Origin of the sequence: Streptomyces sp. NPDC032198, assembly GCF_040636975.1 — a bacterium.
GTDB lineage: Bacteria > Actinomycetota > Actinomycetes > Streptomycetales > Streptomycetaceae > Streptomyces.
The window spans coordinates 71,206-95,462 of record NZ_JBEZVL010000016.1 but is presented as its reverse complement, the minus strand read 5'-3'; the positions used below and the strand labels follow the sequence as shown (position 1 = coordinate 95,462).

Genomic DNA, 24,257 nt, shown 5'->3' with positions numbered 1-24,257 from the left:
GTGTTCGCGGTGACGCGGGTGGCTACTCGCCGTGGTACGGGAGCGTGGTGCCCGGCAGTTCGTACTCGTCGCGGCGCCCGCACATCCCGTAGCCACCGAGGCGGGAAGGCGTGCTGTCGTACGAGCCCGAGCCCGCGAGGTAGTCGGGGCTGCCGGACTGGAGCGCGTCGAGCTGGGCGCCGGTGCGCTCGGCGGTGGCCAGCGCCCCGGCCTGCCACAGCTCACGCCAGGTGGGGACCTTGTCCCGCACCAGGCGGGCCGCGGCCTGCTGGAATGCGAGGTAGGGGCCGTTGTCCCCGGACCTGAGCGCGTCGCGCAGCGGGAGGTATCCCTCGACGGCCAGGTCACGGCGTTTGCGGGCGGCGGCCTCGGCCTCCGGGCCGTTCTTGGCGGGGAGCTTCGCCGCGGCGGCGTACCGCTCGGGGTCGGCGAGGACGTCGGGCGGGAAGGTGAACACGGCGTCCCCGGCCTCGGGCAGTCCGCTGTTCTGCATCAGGACGGTGATCCGCAGATCGCCGCCCTGCACCATCCGGTGCACGGTGCCGGGCGTGAACCACGCGACCGATCCTGCCTCCAGGGGGACCTCGCGGTAGCCGTCGGGGCTGAGGGTCTGGACGGCGCCTCGGCCGCCGGTGACGACGTACGCCTCGGTGCAGACCAGGTGCAGATGGGGGCTGCCGCCGCAGACGCCGTCGGCGGCCTCCCACTCGTAGGCACTCAGGTGGGAGAGGCCGATGGCTCCGGGCAGCGGGTGCGGAAGGCTCACCATGTCAGTCCCTTCAGATGCGTGGCGACGCGGCCGCGGTCCCAGGCGCCGTCGGCGACGACGACGCGGTAGCGGTAGGCGAAGGAGGCGCCGGGCGGCAGCTCGAACTCGTCGAAGAACGCCCAGGAGAAGGCGACGGTCGGGATGGGTTCGGAGCGCACGAACCAGTGCGATTCGTTGATCGCGCTCGTCCCGTCGAGGTTCTCGGGGGCGTGCGCGAAGACGAGCGTGGAGTGCGCGTCGACGTCGTCGTGCTCGGCGGTGAAGGCGAGCCAGGGCCCCTGGGTGCCCATGAGACCGGCGGCGTCCTTCTCGTCGTCGGGGCCGAAGGCGGCGCCGCCGGTGAAGTCGCGCGGGCCGCGCCACTGCAGGCCCGTGTATCCGGCCATGTCGCGGCCCGCCGTGGTCGGTGAGCCGAAGCGCAGGGGTTCTTCGCGGACGTTGGTCAGGCGGATCGACCAGTCGAGGACCCAGGACCCGGCGTCCTCGTCGACCGAGTGGACGGTGATGTCGCGCTCCTCCCTGGCCCATTCCTGGCCGCCGTGCGCGATCCAGGTGAGCTCTTCGGTGAGGTGGAGACGGTCGTCGTCGACGGCGAGGGAGGGAAAGCCGTCGTGGCGCATGGATCCGACCCGCTCCGGCAGGCGCAGATAACCCTCGCCGTGGACATAGGAGTTGCCGCCCCAGAAGTTCTGCCCCGACAGATGGCTCGCGGTCATCTGGAGGCCCTTGTGCCAGCGGTGGTCGTTCGGGCGGTATCCCGAGACCTGGTGTCCGGCCAGGGTGCGCAGGGGGTGGATGTACGGCTTGCGGGCCTCGAAGGGGTCCGGGTCCGGGGCGTAGACGTAGCTGAGCAGCTCGACACCGCCCGCACTGACCGTGATCCGCTCGCCGTGGGTGTGGGTGACCTGAATCGTCATCGCTGGGGGCTCCAGTCGGGGTGGCTGCCGTGCATGGCCTGGTAGTACGGGTCGCCCGCGGCGATCTCGCCCGCGAGGACCGGCTGTCCGGTGAACGCCGACTTGTAGAGCGCGGCGGCGAATTCGAGGGTGCGGCGGGCGTCGGAGCCGCTACCCGGCGGCCGTACGCCCCGCTCGTACGCGTCGAGCAGGACGCCGAGCTGGGCGGCGTGCGAGCTGGGCACGTCGGCGGCGTGGGTGCGCCAGGCGTCCACGCGCCCGCTGTCGACGTGCGGGGCCGGGGTGTAGACCCAGTCGCCGTTGGAGTGGCCGTAGAGATGGGTGAGTTCGACCGTCGCGTCGGCGCAGTCGACGCGGATGCGGCTGACCTCGTCCGGGGACAGGACGCTGTTGACGACCGTGGCGAGCGCGCCGTTCCCGAAGCGCACCAGGGCGGTCGAGACGTCCTCGCTCTCGGTCGCGTGGACCAGGCGGGCCGCCATGGCGCGCACCTCGGTCCAGTCGCCGAGCAGATGCAGGAGCAGGTCGAACTGGTGGATGCCGTGGCCCATCGTGGGGCCGCCGCCCTCGCTCTCCCACCTGCCCCGCCACGGCACCGCGTAGTAGGCGCTGTCGCGGTGCCAGGTGGTCTGGCAGTGCGCGACCCGGGGCGCGCCGAGCTCGCCGCCGGCGATCAGCTCACGGGCGTGGACGGCGCCCGAGCCGTAGCGGTGCTGGAAGACCACCGAGGCGTACGTTCCCGATGTCTCCTCGGCGGCGGCGATCTCGTCGTACTCGGCGAGCGAGAGACACAGCGGCTTCTCGCACAGCACCCACGCGCCCGCCTTCAGCGCGGCCACGGTCTGCGACCGGTGCAGCGAGGGCGGTGTGCCGATCAGGACCAGGTCCGGGCGGACCTCGTCGAGCATCGCGTCGAAGTCCGTGTAGCCCTCGACGTCCATGCCCGTCGCCGCGGCCTCCGCGCGGAAGGCGGCGAGCCTGGGCGGGTCGACGTCGACGGCGGCTCTCAGCTCGATCCGGTCGGAGTGGGCCCGCAGGGCGGGCAGATGACTGCCGGTCACGATGGAGCCGGTGCCGACGACGGCGGCCCGTGGACGCGTGGGGGTGGAGGACATACGGTCTCCTCGAACGAGCTTAGAAAGCGCTTGCACCGCTGCCGACCCTAGGCATCCCACGAATGTCAGGACAAGACCTCGGAGGCGAAAACTGAAACGACTCAATATGTGGACGCCCCCGCCCGGTCCGGTATCGCCCACAACCATTGCCGCACGTTCACCGCCTCCCCACGACGCCCCCATCCGGAGAGACCGCACACTCCCGCTCCCCGAACGGAGTCACGCATGCCCATCGATGCCGCGCGCCGTCGCCGCTGTGCCGTGGTGGGACTCGGCGCCCGCGCCCAGCTCTTCACCGAGGCGCTCGCCGGCCCCTACGCGGACCGCATCGACCTGGCCGGCTTCTGCGATGTCAACGCGCACCGCATGGCCGTCCACAACGACTGGATCGCGACCGCCCACCCCGGCCGCCCGCCCGTACCGGCGTACTCCGCGGACGACTTCGAGGAGATGCTGCGCCGTGAGCGCGTCGACCTCGTCGTGGTCTGCACGGTCGACCACCTCCACGACCACTACACCGTGCGGGCCCTCGAAGCGGGCTGCGACGTGGTCACCGAGAAGCCGATGACGACGACCGCCGAGCGCGCCCGCCGCATCCTCGACGCCCGGCGCCGCACGGGCCGTGACGTCCGGGTCGCCTTCAACTACCGCTACAACCCGGTGCATTCGGCCGTGCGCGAGCTGCTTGCGGACGGCGCGATCGGCGATGTCGGCTCGGTGCACTTCGAGTGGCTGCTCGACCTGCGGCACGGCGCGGACTACTTCCGCCGCTGGCACCGCGACAAGGCGAACTCCGGCGGTCTGATGGTGCACAAGGCCACCCACCACTTCGACCTCGTCAACTGGTGGCTCGGCGCACGGCCCGAGACCGTCTACGCACAGGGCGGGCTCTTCTTCTACGGCGACCAGGCGGGCACCCGGCGCGGCCTGGCCCGTGATTACACCCGCGCCCACGGCTCCCCCGCCGCCGCGAGCGACCCCTTCGCCCTCCGCCTGGCCGACTCGCCCGTGCTCAGCGCGCTGTACCTGGCCGCGGAGGCGGAGGACGGCTATCACCGCGACCAGAACGTGTTCGGGCCCGGCGTGAGCATCGAGGACGACATGGCGGTCCTCGTGCGCTACTCCTCCGGCGCGACCCTCACCTACCACCTCACCGCGTACGCGCCGTGGGAGGGCTATCGGATCGCCTTCAACGGCAGCGAGGGACGCGTCGAACTCCTCGTGGAGGAATCCACCTGGACGCGCCCCGACGTACCGACCGAGGGTGCGAGCCCCGTCCTGCACGGCGCGGCGGCCGGGGACGAGGCCGGCCGCACCCAGCTCCTGCTGCGCCGCTTCTGGGAGGAGCCCCGGGAAGTGAAGGTGGCCATGGGTGAGGGCGGCCACGGCGGCGGGGACGTGCGCATGCTGGCCGACCTCTTCGGCGAACGGGCCTCCGGCGACGGGGACCCCCTGGGCCGTGCGGCGGACGCCGGAGACGGAGCCCGCTCGCTGGTCACGGGCCTCGCCGCGAACCGCTCCTTCGTCACGGGGCTGCCGGTCGATGCCCAGGGCCTCCTGGAGATCTGAGAAACGTCAGGGCCGACCCGAGAGGGCCGGCCCTGACGTCGCGATCAGAGAACTCAGACCAGGTCGAACCGGTCGAGGTTCATGACCTTGGTCCACGCCGCGGCGAAGTCCTTGACGAACTTCTCCTTGGCGTCATCGCTCGCGTAGACCTCGGCCACCGCGCGCAGCTCGGAGTTCGAGCCGAAGACGAGGTCGGCGCGGGTACCGCTCCACTTGACCTCGCCCGAGGCGGCGTCGCTCCCCTCGAACGTGTCCTGCGCCTCGGACGTCGACTTCCACTGCGTGCCCAGGTCGAGCAGGTTGACGAAGAAGTCGTTGGTCAGCGTCCCGGGCGCGGTGGTGAAGACACCGTGTTTGGAACCCTGGTGGTTGGCGCCCAGGACGCGCAGACCACCGACGAGGACCGTCGTCTCCGGGGCGCTCAGGGTCAGCAGGTTCGCCTTGTCGAGCAGCAGGTTCTCCGCCGGCAGGCGGTTGCCCTTGCCGACGTAGTTGCGGAACCCGTCGGCTGCGGGCTCGATCGCGGCGAACGACTCCACGTCGGTCTGCTCCTGCGAGGCGTCCACGCGGCCCGGCGCGAACGCGACCTCGACGGGGAAGCCCGCGTCCTTGGCGGCCTGCTCGACGGCCGCGGTGCCCGCGAGCACGATCAGGTCGGCCAGTGAGACCTGCTTGCCGCCCGCGGAGTTGAAGGACTCCTGGATGCCCTCCAGTGTGCGCAGCACCTGAGCGAGCTGGTCCGGGTTGTTGACCTCCCAGCTGCGCTGCGGCTCCAGGCGGATGCGGGCGCCGTTGGCGCCGCCGCGCTTGTCGCTGCCGCGGAAGGAGGAGGCCGAGGCCCAGGCGGCGGAGACGAGCTGCGAAATGGTCAGGTCGGAGCCGAGGATCCGCTCCTTGAGCCCTGCGATGTCCGCGGCGTCGATGACCTCACCCGTGCGCTGCGGCAGCGGGTCCTGCCACAGCAGTTCCTCGGAGGGGACCTCCGGGCCGAGGTAGCGGACGACCGGGCCCATGTCACGGTGCGTCAGCTTGTACCAGGCGCGGGCGAAGGCGTCGGCGAACTCCTCCGGGTTCTCGTAGAAGCGCCGGGAGATCGGCTCGTAGATCGGGTCGAAGCGCAGCGACAGGTCCGTGGTCAGCATCGTCGGGCGGTGCTTCTTCGACGAGTCGAAGGCGTCGGGGATGATCTCGGGAGCGTCCTTCGCCACCCACTGGTGGGCGCCTGCCGGGCTCTTGCCGAGCTCGTAGTCGTACTCGAAGAGGTTCTTGAAGAAGTTGTTGCTCCACTGGGTCGGCGTCTCGGTCCAGGTGACCTCGAGGCCGGACGTGATGGCGTCCTTGCCGACACCCGTGTTGTACGTGCTCTTCCAGCCCAGGCCGAGCTGCTCCATCGGGGCGGCCTCGGGGTCGTCGCCGACGTTGTCCGCCGGGCCCGCGCCGTGGGTCTTGCCGAAGGTGTGGCCGCCCGCGATCAGGGCGACGGTCTCCTCGTCGTTCATCGCCATGCGGCGGAACGTCTCGCGGATGTCGCGGGCCGCGGCGATCGGGTCCGGGGTGCCGTTGGGGCCCTCGGGGTTGACGTAGATGAGGCCCATCTGGACCGCGCCGAGGGGGTTCTCCAGCTCCCGGTCACCGGTGTAGCGCTCGTCGCCGAGCCAGTCGGTCTCGGGGCCCCAGTAGACGTCCTCGTCGGGCTCCCAGACGTCCGCGCGGCCGCCGCCGAAGCCGAAGGTCTTGAGGCCCATCGACTCCAGGGCCACGTTGCCGGTGAGCACGAGCAGGTCGGCCCACGAGAGGTTCTTGCCGTACTTCTTCTTGACCGGCCACAGCAGACGGCGGGCCTTGTCGAGGCTCGCGTTGTCGGGCCAGCTGTTGAGGGGCGCGAAGCGCTGCTGGCCGGCACCGGCACCGCCGCGGCCGTCGCTGATCCGGTAGGTGCCCGCGCTGTGCCAGGCCATGCGGATCATCAGCGGGCCGTAGTTGCCGAAGTCGGCCGGCCACCAGTCCTGCGACGTGGTGAGGACCTCGGCGATGTCCCGCTTCACGGTCGGCAGGTCGAGGGAGTTGAACGCCTCGGCGTAGTCGAACTCCTCGCCCAGCGGGTTCGCCACGGCGGGGTTCTTGGCGAGGATCTTCAGATTGAGCCGCTCCGGCCACCACTGGCGGTTTCCGCCGCCCTGGGTCGGGTGCGGCGCGCGACCGTGCACGACCGGGCAGCCGCCGGTCTCTTCCGGCTTGGGGTCGGTGACGATCGCGTCATGGTTCTCAGTCATGGGAATCCTTCCGGACGGGGCGGATCACGGTGCTCAAGGGCCGGTGCGCCCGCGAACGGTGCGCTCGCGGTCGAGGTGAGCAGGCTTCTTGCGGGCTTCTTCGGCGAGGCGGGGCCCTGGATCGGTTCCGGGCAGCGGACGTCCGAGCGGAGGACGTCCGGGCAGCGGACGCCCACCTGCTCGCCGGACTGGTTCTCCGCGAACGGGGTACCGGATGCCGGGGCGAACGGACCCGTCTCCTGAAGTCACGTGCTGTTCCCTGCTGTTGCCCTGTCCCTTGGCCGTCGGCCGGAACTGATCCTACGATGGACCAAGTCCAAGTCAATACGACAGACGGGTCCGTACGAATTCAGTCGTCAGACGAAGCACAGTTAGGCTGGTACGCATGAGCGATCTTCTGGGGCGGCTCCGCGGACGTGGGTGGCGAATGACCGCTCAGCGCCGGGTGGTCGCCGAGGTACTCGACGGTGAACACGTCCATCTGACCGCGGACGAGGTGCTCGCGCGCGCCACCGACCGGCTGCCGGAGATCTCCCGTGCCACGGTCTACAACACCCTCGGTGAGCTGGTCTCCCTCGGCGAGGTGATCGAGGTGTCCACCGGCCGCGCGAAGCGGTACGACCCGAACGCCCACCAGCCCCACCAGCATTTGGTGTGCTCGGGCTGCGGCGCCATACGTGACGTGCATCCCGGCGGCGACCCGCTGGACGCACTGCCGGCCTCCGAGCGTTTCGGATTCACCGTGTCCGAGGCCGAGGTGACGTACCGAGGGGTGTGCCCGGACTGCGCTCGCGCGTGAGACAGCGCTCCGCTCCGCACCCCACGGGAGACCCCGATTCCTGAGGTCCGCTCGGGCCACGCCACAGGAGGCAGCGCCATGACCGCTCCCGACTCGCCCCTCCCCCGGTTCCACTTGGCCGTGCCCGTCGACGACCTCGCCGCGGCCCGTCTCTTCTACGGCAAGGTGCTCGGCCTGGACGAGGGCCGCAGCGCGGACACCTGGGTGGACTGGAACCTGCACGGCCACCAGTTCGTCACCCACCTCTCCCCGAAGCGGGCCCCGCACATTCACAACCCCGTCGACGGCCACGAGGTCCCGGTCCCGCACTTCGGCCTGATCCTGCCGGTCCCGGAGTTCCGGAAGCTCGCCGACCGGCTCCGTACGGCAGGTATCGACTTCGTCATCGAGCCGTACGTCCGCTTCGAGGGCGAGAAGGGCGAGCAGTGGACGATGTTCCTCCTCGACCCGGCGGGCAACGCCCTGGAGTTCAAGGCGTTCGCCGACGACTCCCAGATCTTCGCCGCCTGACCCGGCAGCTCCGTCACCCCTGAGGTGACGGAACTGCCGGCCCGGTGGTTACGGCGCCATCTCGTACTCTCCGGCCAGCGCCTCGACCCGCTCCCACACCCGTGCCGAGCGCGCGTCGTCGACGACCGGTCGGCGTACCGCGCCAAGGGCCCAGCTCTGCTGCTCCTCGGTGGCGGAGTCCTTGCCGTGCAGTTCGACGGCGTGCGCGGAGAAGTCGCGTACGAGGACGGCGAACAGCTCGTCGAGGACGTCCGCGTCGAGGCCGGTCAGGCGCGCCTGTTCCAGGATGAGCTGGCCGTGCACGACCAGCGCGAAGAGCTGGCCGACGGCGAGGAGGAGGTCGAGGTCGCGGCTCTGCTCCTCGTCGGGGGCGGCCGTGGTGACGAACGCGCAGAGGGCGTCGGCCTGCTCGCGGAAGCGGGCGACGTTGGGCACGTCGGCGTACGCGTCGTAGGCGGTGCGCCAGTCGTGGAAGCGGATGGCGCCCAGGCCACGGGCGGGGCCCTGCCGGAAGAGGAAGTCGTCGTCGGCCGCGTCCAGGCGGGTCGGCACGGGCTCGTACCCGGCCGGGTTCAGGAGGTGGTTGCCCATGAACTTGAGGATCAGCGCGAGGTTGACGTGGACCGTGCCCTCCAGCTTGGGCAGGCCTCGGATCTCGACGGCCGCCTGCGCGAAGTAGTTGTCCTTCTCGAAGCCCTTGGCCGCGATGACGTCCCACATCAGGTCGATGACCTTCTCGCCCTCCGTGGTCACCTTCATCTTCGTCATGGGGTTGAAGAGGAGGTAGCGGCGGTCGTCGGGGCCCGCGGAGCGGAAGTAGTCGACGGCGCGGTCGCTGAACAGCTTCATCCCGACGAGGCGGACGTACGCGTCGGTCAGCTCGCGGCGCACGTGCGGGAAGGCGGTGACGGGGCGGCCGTAGAGGATGCGTCCCGTGGCGTGGGTGACGGCCTCGTACATCGCGTGCTCGCAGATGCCGATCGAGGCGGTGCAGAGGTTGAACTTGCCGACGTTGACGGTGTTGAGGGCGGCGTCGAAGGCGGCACGGCCGGTGTGCAGGATGTCGTCGGGGCCGACCGGGTAGTTCTCGAGGCGGAACTCGCTGACGTACTTGGAGGAGTCGACGACGTTCTTGACCAGGCGGTACGCCTCGTGGCGGCTGTCGGCGGCGAAGAAGACGTAGCCGTCGGGGCCCTCGATGTCGGTGCGGCGGCCGAAGACGGAGACGAGACCTGCGGCATTGCCATTGCCGATGTAGTACTTGGAGCCGGTCGCCCGGAAGCCGCCGTCGCCGTCCGGCTCGAGAAGCATGTCGGTGCTGTAGATGTCGGCGCCGTGGGTCTTCTCGGACAGGCCGAAGGCGAACACCTCGCCCTGGGCGAGGAGTTCGGCCGCGCGTTGACGGGCGGCGGGGTTCTCGCTCTGCCAGACCGGGCCGAGGCCGAGGATGGTGACCTGCCACGCGTACCAGTAGTCGAGTCCGTAGAAGCCGAAGATCTCGTTGAGGGCGGCGATCCGGGCGGTGTCCCAGCGCGCGTCCTGCTTGCCGTCGGCGGCGGACGCCGGGGTGAGGAAGGTCGCGAACAGCCCCTCCTTGGCGGAGAACTCCAGAAAGTCCGCCAGCCAGGCGCGGTCGCGGTAGTCCTCGATCAGCCGGCGCTTGCCGCGGGCCTCGAACCAGTCGACGGTCGCGCGCAGCAGCCTGCTGGTCTCGGGGTCGAAGTGCGTCGGGTCGTAGGTGCGCGGGTTGAACAGCAGCGGGTCGGCCATGGGTGTTCGCCTTTCCGGTTCGGGAGGTGAGGGGTGGTGGGACGGAATGGTGGTGCGGGATACGGCGCCGGTCCGGCTCAGCCCTTGGGGGCGAGCCGGTGGAGGGTGGCGAGCACGTCGTCGAGCCAGGCGAGCGTCATCCGTTCGTACGCGATGCCGCCGCGCAGCACGACGTGCTGGAGTTCCTGTCCGGCGTCGGGCGTGGGCGCGTCGGGTCCGGTGAAGTCACGCGACTCGCCCGCGAGATAGCGGGCGAGCCGGTCGGTGTGCGCCTGGCGGTGCCGCTCGACCTCGCGGATCAGTGCGGCCGGATCGTCGAAGGCGGCGCCGCGGATCTTCACGGCGAGCTCGTGTCGCACGCTCTCGGGCTCGATCGGTTCGTGCAGCCACCGGGAGAGCGCGGACCGCCCGAGGGCGGCGACGGAGTACTCCTTCTTGTCCGGCCGTGCCTGCTGCGGCACCTCGCGGACGTCGATCAGGCCGTCGCTCTCCATGCGCTTGAGAACGCGGTAGATCTGCTGGTGGGTGGCGGTCCAGAAGTAGCCGATGGACCGCTCGAACCGCCGGGCGAGCTCGTAGCCCGAGCCCGGCTTCTCAAGGAGCGAGACGAGGATCGCGTGCTCTAGCGCCATGCCCCGATCCTGCTATGCAACTCGTTGCATAAACAAGTGGCGCCGCCCTGGTGAGACACGGCTCACCACCGCTTTCACTGTCCTACTGCCGATCGGTCCGGCTGCCGATCGGTCCGACTGCCGGTCAGTCCGGCATCGACTCCAGGAACGCGGCCGCCGCCGGTGAGTTCCGCGTCCGGCTCCACACCAGCCGCTCCTCGCGGACCGGCCCGCCCTTGACCGGCACCACCGTCAGCCGGGGAAGCCGCGGCACGAGGCGCGAGGGCAGCAGCGCGATGCCGAGGCCGCCGCGCACCAGGTCGGCGAAGAAGTCGAGCCCCTTGGCCTCGAACGCCACGTCGCGCCGCAGCCCCGCGGCCTGGAACGCCTCGTCGGTCTGCGCCCGCGCCGCGATGCCCGCGGGGAAGTCCACGAACACCTCGTCCGCGAACCGCTCCAGTGGCAGCGGTTCGCCGGTCGCCTCGGCCGCCAGCGGATGGTCGGGGGCGACCACCGCCACATGGCGGTCGACCACGAGCGTGCGACTGTCCAGCGCCGGATCGTCCGTACGGAAGGAGGGCGGCACCCCCAGGAACGCCAGATCGAGGGACCCCTCGCGCACCCCACGCACCAGGGCCTCGCTCATGCCGTCGATGAGCCGCATCGTGACCTGCGGATACGTGGCGTGGTAGGCCCGCATCAGGCCCGGCACGTCGACCGCCGTCACCGTCGAGATCGCCCCGATGGCCAGGCGCCCCCGGATCTCCCCGGTCGCCGCCGCCACCTCGGCCCGCGCCCGCTCCGACGCCTCCAACGCCTGCCGCGCGGCGGGCAGGAACGCCTCGCCCGCCGCCGTGAGCGCCACCCGTCGGCTCGTCCGCTCGAACAAGCGCGCCCCGAGCTCCTTCTCCAGCTTCCCGATCTGATGGCTGAGCGCGGACTGCACCACCAGACACCGCTCGGCGGCCCGGGTGAACCCGCCCGTCTCGGCGACGGCGACGACATAGCGCAGCTGCTGCAACTCCATGCCATCCATCGTGCAGCGCGATCGTTCGCATGACAAGGATGTGTTGGACTCATCAATAGGGTCGGCCGCAGGCTGACTGCCATGACACAGACGGGACTTCACCACTCCGGCGCCGCGGATCCGGAGGAGCTTGGCGGCCCGCGTCGCGGCCTGCTGCTCCTCATGGCCGTCGCCACCGGCCTGTCCGCCGCGGGCAACTACATCGCCCAGCCGCTGCTCGACCTCATCTCCCACGACCTCCGCCTGGGCAGCGTCCTCGCGGGACTCGTGGTCACCGCATCGCAGGCGGGGTACGCGCTCGGTCTTCTGCTGCTCGTCCCGCTCGGCGACGTCATCGACCGGCGCCGCCTCGCGGTGACCCTGTTCCTGGCCACCGCCGGCTTCCTCGGCGTCTCGGCCCTCGCCCCCAGCGGCCCGGTCCTCCTCGCGGGCACCGTCCTCGCGGCCCTCACCTCGGTCGGCGCCCAGGTCGTCGTCGCCCACGCCGCCGCGCTCGCCACCGCCGCGACCCGGGGCCGTGCCGTCGCCACCGTCATGTCGGGCGTCCTGCTCGGCGGGCTGCTGGCCCGCACCGCCGCGGGCGGCCTGTCCGAACTGGGCGGCTGGCGCACCGCGTACTGGGTGCTCGCCGCCCTCATGACGGGCGCGGCCGTCGTCCTCCACCGCCGTCTGCCGTACCTCGCGGTCACCGCCGACCTGCGCTACCCGGCGCTTCTTCGCTCCACGCTGTCCTTGCTGCGCGAGGAGAGCGTGCTGCGCCGCCGGGCCCTGCTGGGCGCCCTTTCCTTCGCTTCCTACAGTGTCCAGCTCACCGCGCTCACCTTCCTGTTGGCCGGGGCACCCTTCCACTGGTCCGCTCCCGCGATCGGCGGGTTCGGTCTGGTCGGCGCCGTGGGAATCCTGTCGATGACGCTCGCGGCACGCCTCAGCGACAGCGGCCATGTCCAGCTGGTGACCGGCGGCGCGACCGCCCTGCTGCTCACCGGCTGGCTGATCCTGCTGGCGGGAGAGCGTTCCCTGGTCTGGCTCGCGGTCGGTGTCGTCGCCCTGAACATCGGCCAGCAGGCGGTGCTCAACAGCAGCCAGACCATCCTGTTCGCGCTCAACGCCGAGGCCCGGAACCGCATCAACTCGGCGTTCGCGACAAGTCTCTTCCTCGGCGGAGCCCTCGGCTCCGCGCTCGCCTCCGTCGTCTGGGCGGCCGCCGGCTGGCCCGGCACCTGCGCCCTGGGCGCCGCGCTTGCCGCCGGAGCCGTCGCCGCATGGGCCTGGGACCACACCCGCCCCTCCACCTGACCCGCTGATCCACCTACTTGAGGAGCACCCCCATGAACATCACCGTCTTCGGAGCCGCGGGCAACGTCGGCCGTCGTGTCGTCGCCGAGGCCGTGGACCGCGGGCACGAGGTCACCGCGGTCGTCAGGGACCCGGCCCGCGCCACCGGACTGCCCTCCGCCGCCGCGATCCGCACCGGCGACGCCGCCGACCCGCGCACCGTCACGGCACTCGCCGCGGGACAGGACCTGGTGGTCTCCGCGACCCGCCCCGCCCCCGGCCGCGAGCCCGAACTGGCCGCCGTCACCCGGGCGTTGTTCACCGGACTGCACGGAACCGGCGTACGGCTCCTGCTCGTCGGCGGCGCCGCCGGTCTCACCATCCCCGGCACCGGCGGCACGATGGTGGTCGACGCCCCCGATTTCCCGCCGTCCCTGCGCCCCATCGCACTGGCCTGCAACGAACAGCTCGACGCCTGCCGCACCAACGGCCACGACGTCGACTGGTCCTACGTCAGCCCGCCCGCCCTCCTCGAACCGGGCGAGCGCACCGGACGCTTCCGGCTGGGCACCGACGAACTGATCGTCGACGCCGAGGGTGTCTCCGCGCTCTCGATGGAGGACTTCGCTGTGGCCCTCGTCGACGAGGCCGAACGCCCCAAGCACCACCGCGCCCGGTTCACGGCGGCGTACTGAGTCCACAATGCGCTCGTGGAGTGGGTACGCGGCCTGGGGCTCAGTTCACCGCCTTCTTCACCAGCTCCGCGATCCTCGCCTCACCCTCGGAGGTCAGCTCCTTCAGCGCGTACGAGGCCGCCCACATGGTGCCCTCGTCGAGGTTCGCCTTGTCGCTGAAGCCGAACGTCGCGTACCTCGCACCGAACTTCTCCGCGCTCTGGAAGAAACAGACGACCTTGCCGTCCCTGGCGTACGAAGGCATCCCGTACCAGAGCTTCGGGGACAGTTCCGGCACGTTCTCCTTGATCACGGCGTGGATCCGCTCGGCCATGACGCGGTCCGCCTCCTGCATCTCGGCGATCTTCGCGAGCACGGCCGTCTCCTCCGCCGCCGCCTTCTCGGCGCGCGTTCCACGCCGCGCGGCCGCCTTGAGCTCCTGGGCGCGCGCCTTCATCGCGCCTCGCTCCTCGTCCGTGAATCCGTCGAACTTCGCGGCCGTCGTGGCAGGGTTCTTGGTGGACTCGGCGGGCTTCTGCGTGGTCGTCATGACGGGGTTCCTCACGTGTGTGATGTGGCTCGGGAGAGGCAAGGGAAGCGTCGTGCCCGGGAGGAGCCGCCGTGGCGGCTCCTCCCGACGGCTGTCAGCCCCACGCACCGGCGATCTGGCGGGTAGTGGCGTTGAGCCGGTTGAACAGGTTGGTGACACCGATCATGAGGACGATCGCGGCCAGCTGCTTCTCGTCGAAGTGGGTGGCGGCGGCGTCCCACACCTCGTCGTTCACCGCGTCGGCGCGGTCGGCGAGGCGCGTCGCGGCCTCGGCCAGTTCGAGGGCCGCCCGCTCGGGCTCGGTGAAGTACGGGGCCTCGCGCCAGGCGGCGACCGTGGCGAGCCGCTCGTCGCTGACGCCCGCCTTACGGGACGACTTCACGCCGCCGTCGACACAGGCACTGCAGCCGTTGATCTGGCTGACCCGCAGGTGCACCAGCTCCAGGGTCTGCCCTTCCACCCCGCCGGAGTGCACGGCCTTGAAGAGGTTCTGGATGGCCGGCATGGCGTCGGAGAGGACGACGGCGGGGTTCTGCATACGGGACTGCATCTCGGTGTGCTCCTTCTTGTGGGGGCTCCCGGTTCCTTCCGGGGGCTTGCTTGGCCTTGCTTGGTCTTGCTTGGCCTTGCTGGTCGGCCCCCGTTCCCTCGGGGCGTGACTCCATATCAGCCGGATCCGCTCGCCACGACCACGGCGGTGGGACACCGTGGGACAGCTGAAACAGCCTTGAGCAGCGGCGACATGGCCCGGTAGATTTCCGGCGACACGGGACACGGGGGGTATCTGGTGGACGAGCCGCAACGCACGGCGACGACGGACCCGCAGAACGAGCTGGCGGCGCGGCTGCGCCTGATCCAAGAACTGTCCGGACTCGGCGTACGGGCCCTCGCGCGGGACGCGGGCCTCAGCTCCTCGTCCCTTTCGCGCTATCTCGGCGGCCAGACCGTGCCGCCCTGGCCCGCGGTGATCGCGCTCTGTCGCCTCGTCAAGCGCGACCCCCGCCCACTGCGCCCCCTGTGGGAACGGTGCTCCAACCCGCTCCCCGCGCCCCCGAAGTCCAGCCGCCAGGGCAGACCGAGGCCCCGCAACGACCTGCCGCGCGACGTGCCCGACTTCACCGGCCGCGAGGCCCAGCTCGCGGCCGTCCTCGACACGGTGGACAGCCACCGGGTGGTCGCGATCGACGGCATGCCGGGGGTCGGCAAGACCTGTCTCGCGATACACGCCGCGCACCGGCTCGCCGCCGACCTCCCGGACGCCCAGCTCTACGTGGACCTGCACGGGTTCACCGAGGGCCGGGAGCCGCTCGACCCCGACTCGGCGCTTCGGATGCTGCTCGGCGCGCTCGACGTCCCCTCCGAGAAGGTGCCGCGGGAGGGCGTCGAGCAACTGGCCGCCTGCTGGCGGTCGGAGCTGGCCGACCGGAAGGTCGTCGTGGTGATCGACAATGCCGCCGATGCCGACCAGGTCCGCCCCCTGCTGCCGGGCGCCGGCCCGTCCGTCGCCCTGATCACCAGCCGGAACAGGCTTCTCGGTCTGGACGAGGTGCCGCCGGTGTCGCTGGACGTGCTGAGCCCGCAGGAGAGCGCGGAGCTGCTGGCCCGCGCGAGCGGCGACCCGCACGGTCCCGAGGGCCGCCTCGCCCGCGACCCGGATGCCGCCGCCGAGGTGCTGCGGCTGTGCGGCCATCTGCCGCTGGCCCTGCGTCTCGCCGCGGCCCGCTTGCGGCACCGACCCGGCTGGACCGTGGGCATCCTCGTCGAGCGGATGGCGGAGGGGGCAAGCGAGTTCGACACCGCCTTCGCCATGTCCGTACGGCAGTTGGACCGGTCGCAGGCGCGGCTGTTCCGGCTGCTCGGCCTGTTGCCCGGGGGTTCCTTCGACGAGTACCTGGCGGCGTCCCTGGCGGACGTGCCGCTGAACGCCGCGCGGTCGATGCTGGAGGACCTGGTCGACGCGCACCTCGTCCAGGAGTCGACGGCGGGCCGCTACCGCCTGCACGACCTGGTGCACCAGCACGCGCGCCGGGCGGGCGAGGAGCAGGACTCACCGGCCGAACGGCAGCGGGCTCTCGGCCGCTTCCTCGACTACTACGTGCACGCGGCGGCTGCCGCCGACGCGGCGATGCCTTTCCTTTCACCCGGCCGACCGCCCTCCGTGGGACGGCCACCGGCCGCGCTGCCACGGTTCGCGGACAAGAACGCGGCGTTCTCCTGGCTCGTCGCGGAGTACGAGAACATGGTGGCCGCCTTCGAGACGGCGGCCGCCGTCGGTGCCGACGCGCACGTGTGTGAACTGCCGCGCTTCCTGCGGTCGTACTTCGCGCGACGCTGCGGCACGACGCACCTCAACGTCCTCTTCGAACGGTCGCTGGCCGCCGCCGAGCGCCTGGGCGACCCCCTCCAACTGGCCGACGCGCACAGCGATCTGGGCTTCGCGCGCTACAACGCGGGCCGCATGGCGGAGGCCGCCGCCTCGTACGAGGCGGCGCAGCCACGCTTGTCCCGGGCGGGCGACCTGGGATCGGAGGCCGAACTGACCCTGCGGCGCGGCTACCTCAAGTGGGACGAGGGGTATGTCGAGGAGCCGCTCGAACTCTTCAGGCTGGCCGGGAAGTTGTACGAGCAGGCCGGCTGCCCGTCGGGCACGGCCAGTGCCGCCGCGGCGGAGGCCTGGGCGATGCTGCAGCTGGGACACCGCGAGGAGGCGGCGCAGCGGGCCAGGGAGGTCCTGGACATCCCCCACGCCGACCCCGCGTCGCCGCCCGCGCTGACGGCTCGGATCACCCTCGGCGTGGCCATCGCCGACGAGGAGCCCGACGAGGCGGCGGACCACCTGCATCGGGCGTTGGCCCTCGCCCGCGCGGACGGGCACCTCCACAACGAGGCGTGGTGCCTCAACTGCCTGGGTGTCGCCCTCCGGCGCATGGGCCGCTACGAAGAGGCGCTGGCCAGCCACCGGAAGGCGTTCGCCCTGCTCGACGAGCTCTTCGAGGAACACTGGAAGATCCACTTCCTCAACGGCTACGCCGAGACGTGCCGCCTCGCGGGCCTGCCCGACGAGGCCCTGCGCCTGCACCGCCAAGCCCTGGAGATCGCCCCGCGGCTGGGGTACCGCACCGAGGAGGCCCTGGCCCACGAGGGCATCGCGATCGTCCTCGACGAGGCGGAACCGGCCACGGCCGCCGAACACCGCGCGGCGGGCCGGGCCGTCCTGCGGGAGCTCACCGCGTGACGTTCAGAAGCGCACCGCGTACGAGACGCGCCGCCGCAGGGACTTGTCCCGCTGGGTCTGGTGGAAGCGTGCGTCCTGTTCCAGGATCTCGGCGGCCTCGCGCACCTTCGCGCCGGCCCGTTCGATCGCTTCGTCGAGCGGCATCACCAGGGGCAGGCCGAAGATCTCGACGATCCGCTCCACGCGTTCGCGGACACTGCCGCCCACCACGTGGTACGGGATCTCCAGCTCGCCCAGGGTCTCGATCAGCAGCTCGTCGGACATCTTCCGGAACTTCTCGGAGACCGGCCGGTGGCCGTCGGCCTTCATCTCGAACTCGACCGGCAGGTGCACGTAGGCGTCGTAGATCCGCTTGGCACGGGCCTTGGTGACCGCGCCGTATGCGTCCATGTACTGGCGGTAGAACCGCTTCACCGGGAGCCCGGCGACGTTCTTCACCGCCCGCTGGAGCACGTTCGCACCGGGGTTGATGCCGACCCGCATGCGTGCCTCGCCGTAGATCCACTCGTGGATCACGGAGCCGTCCGAGATGAACGATCCCTCGCCCGCCTCGTGGTGGATCCGCTCCTCCAGGCGGCGTAAGCCGAGCATCGTCAGTTCCATCGCGCTGAGTTCCTCGACCTGCTTGCCCGGCACGAGGTCCCTGAGGATCTCCCGGGACGTCATCGCGTGCGTGCGGGGGATGCCCGTCGCCATCGACAGCGTCTCGGTCGTGGTGCTCTTGCCGCTGGAGTACGTGCCGGAGATCGCCAGGTGCAGACCGCGGTGCGGTGTGGGGGCGCTTGTGTTCCCCATGGGGTGTGCTCTCTTCCCGTCGTGAGTGGCCCGGCCGGGGCCGGGTGTGGGGTGATCGGTGCTGTGGTCAGCCGCCCAGGCCGAGGCCTCCGCTGACCGGCAGGACCGCTCCGGTGATGAAGCGGCCCGATTCGCCGGCGAGGAACCGCACGGCCGCGGCGACGTCGTCCGTCTCTCCGACGCGGCCGAGCGGAGTGATGGACAGCAGGTGTTGGCGTCGCTGATCGGTGATCTCGCGGCTCATGTCCGTGTCGATCAGGCCTGGCGCGACGATGTTGACCGTGATGTTCCGGGGGCCGAGCTCCCAGGCGAGGGAGCGGGCCATGCCGAGCATTCCGGCCTTGGCGGCCGCGTAGTTGACCTGGCCCGGCGCTCCGTACGCGAAGGTCATGGAGGAGATCAGCACGATCCGGCCCCAGCGCGCCCGCACCATGCCGCGCACGGCACGTCGCACGGCGCGGAAGGCGCCGTGCAGGTTCACGTCGACGACGTCCGTGAAGTCCTGCTCGTCCATGCGCAGGATCAGGGTGTCCCGGGTGATGCCCGCGTTGACCACGAGCACTTCGACCGGCCCGTGTGCGGCCTCTGCTTTCCCGAAGGCTTCGTCGATGCTGCGGGAGTCCGTCATCTCGGCGCGTACGCCGAGCAGTCCGTCGGGTGGTGCGGTGTCCCGGTGGGTGACGGCGACACGGTCGCCGTCCGCCGCCAGGGCGGTCGCCACGGCGAGTCCGATGCCGCGGTTGCCGCCGGTGACCATGACCGAACGTCCCATCAGTGACTCCTCGGGGCGGTGGCGTCCTGCGTCTGCCGATCGCGGCGCCCCGCCATCGGGCGGCCGATGAGCGCCAGGTTCTGGGTGGCTGTCGCGATGATCAGGAGGCCGATCTGCCCCAGGCTGGGGAAGGAATCGCAGCCGCCCGCGGTGTCTGTGTGCGGCTGCCCGGTCGCCGCGGCGAGCGGCGGCGCGTGGCCGGCGGGCTGTGTCCGGTTCATCGGGTCACCTCGCCGATCCGGTCGCCGCCACCGCGCAGGAGTGCGGAGCGTCGGCGAACAGATGCTCCACGGCTGTCGCGAGGCGGTCCGCCGTCAGCGCGTTCGGCAGCAGCCTCCGGGCGAAGCGCGGGCTCAGCGGCGCTCCGCCCCGCCGTTCCTCGGCCAGCAGCGGCGGCAGGAACGCCATCGGCGTACGGGCCAGTTCCGCGTCGCTCTCCGCGAGGAAGCGCGCGGCGCGCTTCCTGTGTACCTCCGGCAGCCAGTCGAGGAACGGCAGACCGATCTCGACGACCTCGTCGTCCGCGGGCTGTTCGGTGCCGCCGCCCGCCTGGTCGCGCAGCAGTCGGCAGGGCGCGGCCTGCCACTCCTCGCGCAGCATGGGCACGCGGCATCGGGCCTCGTCGAGCAGGACGAGCAGCGGCCGTTCCCCGTCCAGGTGCTCGCGCACCTCGGCACGCTGTTGTTCGTCCGGCCATAGTCCTGTCGGTGTCCAGTGCCTCGTTTCGGAACCGGACGTGTGCTCTTTCCAGAGCATGCGAGCCGGCCCTTCGAGTACGACGAGCACGTCTCCTAATCGGAGCGTGGGCGTAAAGCGCATGATCTATTTCCCCCGTTGTGTTCTTGCGTGTTCCCTGCGTGATTCTTGCGCGCAATTCTCACCCTGGAACAAATATGGGATCGCGAGAAATTCGGCAGCACTGGGTACGGCGTTTACTACGCGGCGGCGGGCAGCCGGTGCGCCAGCCAGCAGCGGCCGTCGATCCCCGCGAAATCCTCGACCGCCAGTTCCGCGGTGCGCCAGCGGGCGTCACCCATGGAGAGGAGCCGGGAATTCGCGGTGCGCACGGTCGGCGTGAAGCTGTGCCCCAGGGGGCGCACCGGCGTGCCCGCGCTGATGACGAAGCGCCGCATCCAGAGTGTGTCGGTGCTGCCGCGGGACAACCCGTCCTGTGCGTAGAGCAGGATCTGGGCCAGCTGGGCCACGCCCACGAGCGCGTCGACCAGGGAGACCGAGGGTCCGTACGCCGCTTCCGCTCCGCAGGTGAGCGCGTCCTCGTCCGTGGCCACGACGCGCTGCAGCCCGCTGACCTCCTGCCGGTCGAGGTCGACGCGGACCTGCTCGGCGGACTGTTCGCGCTGCTTGTACCCCACGCCGTAGTGGCGGGCCCGGGCCGGCCCGAGTGCCTGCTTCTCGTCGGCGTACGTCGCCGGTGTCGCCGCCCCGCCGACCTGCTCGTGCACGAGCGTGCAGCGCACTTTCAGACCCCCGACCCGGCAGGCGAACGTACTGGCCAGCGTGGCGTGTTCGCCCGTCGGGCCGTCGACGGAGACCAGCCTGCCGTGCACCGGAAAGTCCGCGAGGTCTTCGTGCGGCGTGCTGCCGGCCCGTACGTCGGCACTGCGGAGCCAGATCCTGCGCCGCTCGGCGGCACCGAGTCCGAAGGCCCGGCCGAGGTGCGTCTCCGCCAGGTTCGCGGCGAGCACCAGCGCGTCGATGCTGCTGAGGTGCGGCCGCAGCTCGTCGGCACCCGATTTGCGGGACCAGTCGCGCGGGTAGGTGAGGGTGCCGCGCGCGGTGACGAGCGCACCCGGTGCGGCGGAACCGTCGGTGGTGATGTCCCTGAGGCCTTGTGTGACGCGCTTGTATCCGCTTCCGAAAAAGCGAGAACTGCCAGGGCCGAGGCAGCTATCCAGAGATCCGTATAATAATTCCTTGTTTCTCATTCCCCGTTTACCTTCCCCCGTGTCGCGAGCCACGCGGCCCGGACAGAAAAAACACTATCCGGCACATCAAGGGGAAAGCAATTAGTCAAGGGAATCTGTGACGGCCCGCACAGATCGACCCAAAGTAAAGCTCAAATAGGGATTCTTTAACTCCAGTTGCACCGGATCAAATCCGGAATTCAACCGGGCATCATCACTCGCAGGCGATCACGCGCGGCCAGCGGTCGGCGAGCAGATCCCCGAGCAGCGCCCGCAGCCGGTCACGGTCCTCGACGGGAACGGCTGAGAGGAAGTCCTGCTCCACGGCGTCGACGGCGCGCCCGGCGCGTTCGAGTGCCTCGCGGCCGCCGTCGGTGAGGCGCAGGATGTAGCGCCTGCGGTCCGACGGATTGCGCCGCCGCTCCACGTGTCCGGCCCGCTCCATCTCGTCGATCAGCGCCACCATGGTGGTCGGGTCGAGGTGGAGGAGTCTGCTCAGGTCCTGCTGGGACAGGCTCAGATCACTTTCCAGCGCGGCGAGTACGTAGAAATAGCGCAGGCGCATGCCCTGCGCCATGAGTACTCGCTCCGCGTCCTCCATCAGGATCGATCCGGCCTTGTTCAGCAGATAGCCGGTCCTGCGGACGAGGGGGAAGTCGAGTGCGGTGGGTTGCGCCGGGACGGGCGTCGCCTCTGTCATCCGGGCCGTTCCCCTTTACTGCTGAGATCTCGGTGAAGCGACCGGACCAGGGGTTCTCGATGAAGCCGAACATCCCGCGCGCCGATCGTCGATCACGTCAAGGGTACTGGCGGTGGCACCGGCCTCCAAGGCCGGTGCCACTTTGGGTGCCGCGTCCGATCGGGGCGGGCAGCCCGGCCGCTCCGACCGGGTTACCCATCTCCCCCGGCATGAACGGACTGTGCCACGACCGGCGCACCGGCACTCTCGTCATCCAAGTGCCCTTGCGCGCCAGTGCCGTTCAGCACAACCCGGGTCTCTGCGTCCACGGTGTGCGCGGTGTCGCCCCGTGCGCTCTCGTGCAGGTCGCGCGTACGGATGAAGACGAATCCCACGACCGAGCCGACGGCGGCGACGGCCGCGCACACGAGCATCACGTCCGTCAGCCCGTCCACGAAGGCCGCGCGGGCCGCTGCTTCCAGTGCGGGGCCCATCCCCGAGGGGGCATGGGCGGCGGCTTCCGCGCCGCCGCCCGCCGCCACGGCGTCACCGAACTCATGGGCCGAGGCACCCAGTTGCCGCCCCGGGGCGGACTGCGCGAAGAGGTCGCTCACCCTGCCCTGGAAGGCCGCGCCGAATCCCGCGATGCCGATGGCGACGCCCACCTGCTGGAACGTCTCGTTGATCCCCGATGCCATGCCCGCCTTGGACGGTTCCGCGACGGCGATGGACAGCGAGGCGCGCGGCGGATTGAACAGCCCCATGCCCAGGCCGATCCCGAACATGCTCGGCAGCAGCGCGGTCCAGGAAGTGTCCGGGCCGGTGAGCGCGACCAGGGCGAGCCCGATCGCGATGAGCGCGAGGGATGTTCCCATCAGGAGTCGCTGCGGCACCCGGGTGGTCAGTGATCCCGAGATCGCGGCCGCGACGAACAGTGTCCCGGTCAGCGGAAGGAACCGCAGGCCGGTCTCCCACGGCGAGTACGCCAGCACGTTCTGCACGTACGACACCAGGAGGAAGATCGCGGACATGGTCGCGGCGGCGCACAGCAGCGTCACCACCGACACTCCGTTGAACGTCCTGTTCCTGAACAACGACAGCTGGAACATGGCCTGTTCGCCACGCCGCCTCTCCACGACGCCGAACACGCCGAGGAGCAGCACGGAAGCCACGAACATGCCGACGATGGGCGCGCTGCCCCAGCCCTCGGCCTCACCCCGCAGCAGTCCGAGGACGAGCAGGGTCAGCGCGCCGGTGAAGAGCACCATTCCCCACCAGTCCACGGCGGGGGCCGACTCCGCACGGGACTCGCGCATCCGCAGGGTGCTCACGGCCATGGCGAGCAGCCCGACCGGAACGTTCACCAGGAAGATCCAGCGCCAGCTCAGCCCGTCGGTGAGCGCGCCCCCGATGAGCGGCCCGAAGGCGATGGACAGGCCGACCACACCGCCGAAGATGCCGAAGGCCTTGCCGCGGTCCTTGCCTTGGTACTCCTGCCCGATCAGCGCGGGTCCGACGGCGAACAGGACCGCTCCCCCGAGTCCTTGGATCCCCCGGGCCATGGACAGGACAGCGGCGTCGTTCGCGAGGCCACAGGCGAGCGAAGCCACCAGGAACACGACGAAGCCGACGTTGAAGACCCGCTTGCGCCCCAGGCGGTCGGCCAGCGATCCCGCTGTCAGCAGAACGGCGGCGAGACCCAGGGCATACGCGTCGAGCACCCACTGCAGCGAGGTGAAACTCGCGTCGAAGGCGTCCCTGATGTCGGGCAGCGCCACATTCACCACGGTCAGGTCGAGCAGCAGCATGAACGTGGCCACACACACCACGGCCAGGGTCCACCCTCGCCCGCCTGCCGTCGTCGTTCGTCCGGACATCGCTCCCCCGAGATCGGAATGATCTATTTATCAAATCATCGATGTTTCCAACGATTTGAGAATCCACGAAGGCCCGGAGGCCTGTCAACGGATCGCCCATGTCTCGGCCATGATCCGAACGCGATCCGGCCGGAATTCACCGGACGTGCGGGCGGTCGGCGATCATGTGTACGGACAGGCGGAGCCTGGGATGGCGGCCGAGCCCGGACCTGCGCAGCAACTGCGGTGACTGCAGGGCGCCCGCGGCGACCACCACGCAGGAGCTCAGGATCTCCAGCTCGGTGCCGTCGGGGCGCCGGACGCACACGCCGGCGGCATGCGGCACGCTGCCGGGCCGGTCCGGTCCGGGTCGGGTCGGGTCGGTGAGGACGCGTGTCACCGGGTCAAGAGCCGGGGCAGCTCCGGCGGTGAGGCCGCCCGGGCACCCTCACCCCAGGAACGACAGACGAACCTCCCGCCGCGGGTTGTCCTTGTTGGTGTCCACCAGGCACACCGACTGCCACGTCCCCAGCTCCAGGCGTCCCCCCAGCACCGGCAACGTGGCATGCGGCGGCACCAGCGCCGGCAGGACGTGATCACGGCCGTGGCCGGGGCTGCCGTGGCGGTGCTGCCAGCGGTCGTCGGCCGGGAGCAGGATGTGCAGCGCGGCCAGCAGATCGTTGTCGCTGCCCGCCCCCGTCTCCAGGATCGCGACACCGGCGGTCGCGTGGGGGACGAAGACGTTGAGGAGGCCATCGCGGCCCGCCGCCGCCTCGCCCAGGAAGCTCTGGATGTCGTCGGTGAGGTCGAAGACCCGCTCGGTCGAGCCGGTGGTGACGTTCAGGACACGTGTGGTGAAAGCATCGGACATGGGCCCATCCTCTCTCAGGTCGCTCCCATTCTCTGATATGCGGTGTCCGCCTTTCGAGACGGCATTGACCGTACGCAGACGATCTGGCTACGTTCTGCGGCATGTTGCGTTCAGCTCTGCTCACCACGCGCGGTCACATCGACCTGCTGCGGGTGGCTTCTGCTGCGTGTCGTCGCGGCTGCTGACGTTTCCTCAGCGCGCTTCTCTCCCTTCGCACTTCTCTGCCTTGCTGCCGTCGCGCGGTTGATTTCGCCGTCCCGCGCGT

Annotated in this window: 26 protein-coding genes; 8 read left to right on the top strand and 18 right to left on the bottom strand. The window is 70.6% G+C overall.

Annotated elements, in window-relative coordinates:
- Positions 1-22 precede the first annotated feature (22 nt).
- From AB0E78_RS35020 to AB0E78_RS35010, 3 genes are read right to left on the bottom strand one after another with little or no spacing between them, the layout of a single operon-like run.
- The gene (locus tag AB0E78_RS35020) at positions 23-769 is read right to left on the bottom strand and encodes a cupin (protein WP_361841491.1); all 747 of its coding nucleotides are present in this window, start codon (positions 767-769) and stop codon (positions 23-25) included.
- Complete coding sequence (locus AB0E78_RS35015; protein ID WP_361841488.1) at positions 763-1,686, bottom strand: PmoA family protein; 924 nt, start codon at positions 1,684-1,686, stop codon at positions 763-765. Before AB0E78_RS35015 ends, AB0E78_RS35020 begins: the two co-directional genes overlap by 7 nt.
- Positions 1,683-2,801 (bottom strand): Gfo/Idh/MocA family oxidoreductase, encoded by a 1,119-nt coding sequence (locus tag AB0E78_RS35010; protein WP_361841485.1) that lies wholly within the window; start codon positions 2,799-2,801, stop codon positions 1,683-1,685. Before AB0E78_RS35010 ends, AB0E78_RS35015 begins: the two co-directional genes overlap by 4 nt.
- A gap of 225 nt (positions 2,802-3,026) precedes the next feature.
- On the opposite strand from AB0E78_RS35010, the gene AB0E78_RS35005 reads away from it, so the two are divergent.
- The gene (locus AB0E78_RS35005) at positions 3,027-4,370 is read left to right on the top strand and encodes a Gfo/Idh/MocA family oxidoreductase (RefSeq protein WP_361841482.1); all 1,344 of its coding nucleotides are present in this window, start codon (positions 3,027-3,029) and stop codon (positions 4,368-4,370) included.
- Between the two features lie 53 nt (positions 4,371-4,423).
- On the opposite strand, the gene katG is transcribed toward AB0E78_RS35005, so the two are convergent.
- The gene (gene katG / locus AB0E78_RS35000) at positions 4,424-6,643 is read right to left on the bottom strand and encodes a catalase/peroxidase HPI (RefSeq protein ID WP_361841479.1); all 2,220 of its coding nucleotides are present in this window, start codon (positions 6,641-6,643) and stop codon (positions 4,424-4,426) included.
- A 75-nt stretch (positions 6,644-6,718) separates the two neighbouring features.
- Here katG and AB0E78_RS34995 point away from each other — a divergent pair, with 75 nt between their 5' ends.
- The 3 genes from AB0E78_RS34995 (at position 6,719) to AB0E78_RS34985 (ending at position 7,952) form a co-directional block, all read left to right on the top strand.
- Entirely contained in the window at positions 6,719-6,886 is a 168-nt protein-coding gene (locus AB0E78_RS34995) for a hypothetical protein (protein ID WP_361841476.1), read from the top strand.
- A gap of 142 nt (positions 6,887-7,028) precedes the next feature.
- Positions 7,029-7,442, top strand: a complete 414-nt coding sequence (locus tag AB0E78_RS34990) for a Fur family transcriptional regulator (protein WP_361841473.1) — start codon at positions 7,029-7,031, stop codon at positions 7,440-7,442.
- 78 nt (positions 7,443-7,520) lie between these two features.
- The gene (locus tag AB0E78_RS34985; protein ID WP_361841470.1) at positions 7,521-7,952 is read left to right on the top strand and encodes a VOC family protein; all 432 of its coding nucleotides are present in this window, start codon (positions 7,521-7,523) and stop codon (positions 7,950-7,952) included.
- 48 nt (positions 7,953-8,000) lie between these two features.
- Here the strand turns inward: AB0E78_RS34985 and AB0E78_RS34980 are convergent, their stop codons facing one another.
- The 3 genes from AB0E78_RS34980 to AB0E78_RS34970 form a co-directional block, all read right to left on the bottom strand.
- Positions 8,001-9,722: an acyl-CoA dehydrogenase family protein gene (locus AB0E78_RS34980; protein WP_361841468.1), complete on the bottom strand. Its 1,722-nt coding sequence runs from the start codon at positions 9,720-9,722 to the stop codon at positions 8,001-8,003.
- A 77-nt stretch (positions 9,723-9,799) separates the two neighbouring features.
- Complete coding sequence (locus tag AB0E78_RS34975) at positions 9,800-10,354, bottom strand: PadR family transcriptional regulator (RefSeq protein WP_361841465.1); 555 nt, start codon at positions 10,352-10,354, stop codon at positions 9,800-9,802.
- A gap of 124 nt (positions 10,355-10,478) precedes the next feature.
- Complete coding sequence (locus tag AB0E78_RS34970) at positions 10,479-11,360, bottom strand: LysR family transcriptional regulator (RefSeq protein WP_361841462.1); 882 nt, start codon at positions 11,358-11,360, stop codon at positions 10,479-10,481.
- An 81-nt stretch (positions 11,361-11,441) separates the two neighbouring features.
- Between AB0E78_RS34970 and AB0E78_RS34965 the strand changes: the two genes are divergently transcribed.
- The gene (locus AB0E78_RS34965; protein WP_361841459.1) at positions 11,442-12,656 is read left to right on the top strand and encodes an MFS transporter; all 1,215 of its coding nucleotides are present in this window, start codon (positions 11,442-11,444) and stop codon (positions 12,654-12,656) included.
- A 32-nt stretch (positions 12,657-12,688) separates the two neighbouring features.
- Entirely contained in the window at positions 12,689-13,330 is a 642-nt protein-coding gene (locus AB0E78_RS34960; RefSeq protein ID WP_361841456.1) for an NAD(P)H-binding protein, read from the top strand.
- A 40-nt stretch (positions 13,331-13,370) separates the two neighbouring features.
- On the opposite strand, the gene AB0E78_RS34955 is transcribed toward AB0E78_RS34960, so the two are convergent.
- Both AB0E78_RS34955 and AB0E78_RS34950 read right to left on the bottom strand, forming a co-directional pair.
- Positions 13,371-13,859: a DUF1801 domain-containing protein gene (locus tag AB0E78_RS34955; RefSeq protein WP_361841453.1), complete on the bottom strand. Its 489-nt coding sequence runs from the start codon at positions 13,857-13,859 to the stop codon at positions 13,371-13,373.
- 94 nt (positions 13,860-13,953) lie between these two features.
- Positions 13,954-14,409, bottom strand: a complete 456-nt coding sequence (locus AB0E78_RS34950) for a carboxymuconolactone decarboxylase family protein (RefSeq protein WP_361841451.1) — start codon at positions 14,407-14,409, stop codon at positions 13,954-13,956.
- A 237-nt stretch (positions 14,410-14,646) separates the two neighbouring features.
- Here AB0E78_RS34950 and AB0E78_RS34945 point away from each other — a divergent pair, with 237 nt between their 5' ends.
- Positions 14,647-17,094 (top strand): tetratricopeptide repeat protein, encoded by a 2,448-nt coding sequence (locus AB0E78_RS34945; RefSeq protein WP_361841449.1) that lies wholly within the window; start codon positions 14,647-14,649, stop codon positions 17,092-17,094.
- 3 nt (positions 17,095-17,097) lie between these two features.
- Here AB0E78_RS34945 and AB0E78_RS34940 read toward each other — a convergent pair whose 3' ends face one another.
- From AB0E78_RS34940 to AB0E78_RS34900, 9 genes are all read right to left on the bottom strand, one after another.
- Positions 17,098-17,889 carry an ATP-binding protein gene (locus tag AB0E78_RS34940; protein ID WP_361841447.1) on the bottom strand — a complete coding sequence of 264 codons (792 nt, stop codon included), beginning with the start codon at positions 17,887-17,889 and terminating at the stop codon, positions 17,098-17,100.
- Positions 17,890-17,956: 67 nt separating this feature from the next.
- Positions 17,957-18,661 (bottom strand): 3-oxoacyl-ACP reductase FabG, encoded by a 705-nt coding sequence (gene fabG / locus AB0E78_RS34935; RefSeq protein ID WP_361841444.1) that lies wholly within the window; start codon positions 18,659-18,661, stop codon positions 17,957-17,959.
- Positions 18,661-18,882 carry a hypothetical protein gene (locus AB0E78_RS34930; RefSeq protein WP_361841442.1) on the bottom strand — a complete coding sequence of 74 codons (222 nt, stop codon included), beginning with the start codon at positions 18,880-18,882 and terminating at the stop codon, positions 18,661-18,663. The genes fabG and AB0E78_RS34930 overlap by 1 nt, the downstream gene beginning before the upstream one ends.
- Positions 18,883-18,886: 4 nt before the next feature.
- Positions 18,887-19,330 (bottom strand): hypothetical protein, encoded by a 444-nt coding sequence (locus AB0E78_RS34925; protein ID WP_361841439.1) that lies wholly within the window; start codon positions 19,328-19,330, stop codon positions 18,887-18,889.
- 266 nt (positions 19,331-19,596) lie between these two features.
- Positions 19,597-20,607, bottom strand: coding sequence for an AvrD family protein (locus AB0E78_RS34920; protein ID WP_361841436.1), 1,011 nt, complete (start codon positions 20,605-20,607; stop codon positions 19,597-19,599).
- A 193-nt stretch (positions 20,608-20,800) separates the two neighbouring features.
- Positions 20,801-21,286 (bottom strand): MarR family transcriptional regulator, encoded by a 486-nt coding sequence (locus AB0E78_RS34915; RefSeq protein ID WP_361841433.1) that lies wholly within the window; start codon positions 21,284-21,286, stop codon positions 20,801-20,803.
- Positions 21,287-21,477: 191 nt separating this feature from the next.
- Positions 21,478-23,142: an MFS transporter gene (locus AB0E78_RS34910; protein WP_361841430.1), complete on the bottom strand. Its 1,665-nt coding sequence runs from the start codon at positions 23,140-23,142 to the stop codon at positions 21,478-21,480.
- 136 nt (positions 23,143-23,278) lie between these two features.
- A complete protein-coding gene (locus AB0E78_RS34905; RefSeq protein ID WP_361841427.1) occupies positions 23,279-23,521 on the bottom strand; it encodes a GMC family oxidoreductase N-terminal domain-containing protein in 243 nt (80 codons plus the stop codon).
- Positions 23,522-23,569: 48 nt separating this feature from the next.
- Positions 23,570-23,992 (bottom strand): secondary thiamine-phosphate synthase enzyme YjbQ, encoded by a 423-nt coding sequence (locus tag AB0E78_RS34900; RefSeq protein WP_361841424.1) that lies wholly within the window; start codon positions 23,990-23,992, stop codon positions 23,570-23,572.
- 101 nt (positions 23,993-24,093) lie between these two features.
- On the opposite strand from AB0E78_RS34900, the gene AB0E78_RS34895 reads away from it, so the two are divergent.
- Positions 24,094-24,177 (top strand): putative leader peptide, encoded by an 84-nt coding sequence (locus AB0E78_RS34895; protein WP_349817350.1) that lies wholly within the window; start codon positions 24,094-24,096, stop codon positions 24,175-24,177.
- Positions 24,178-24,257: the final 80 nt, after the last annotated feature.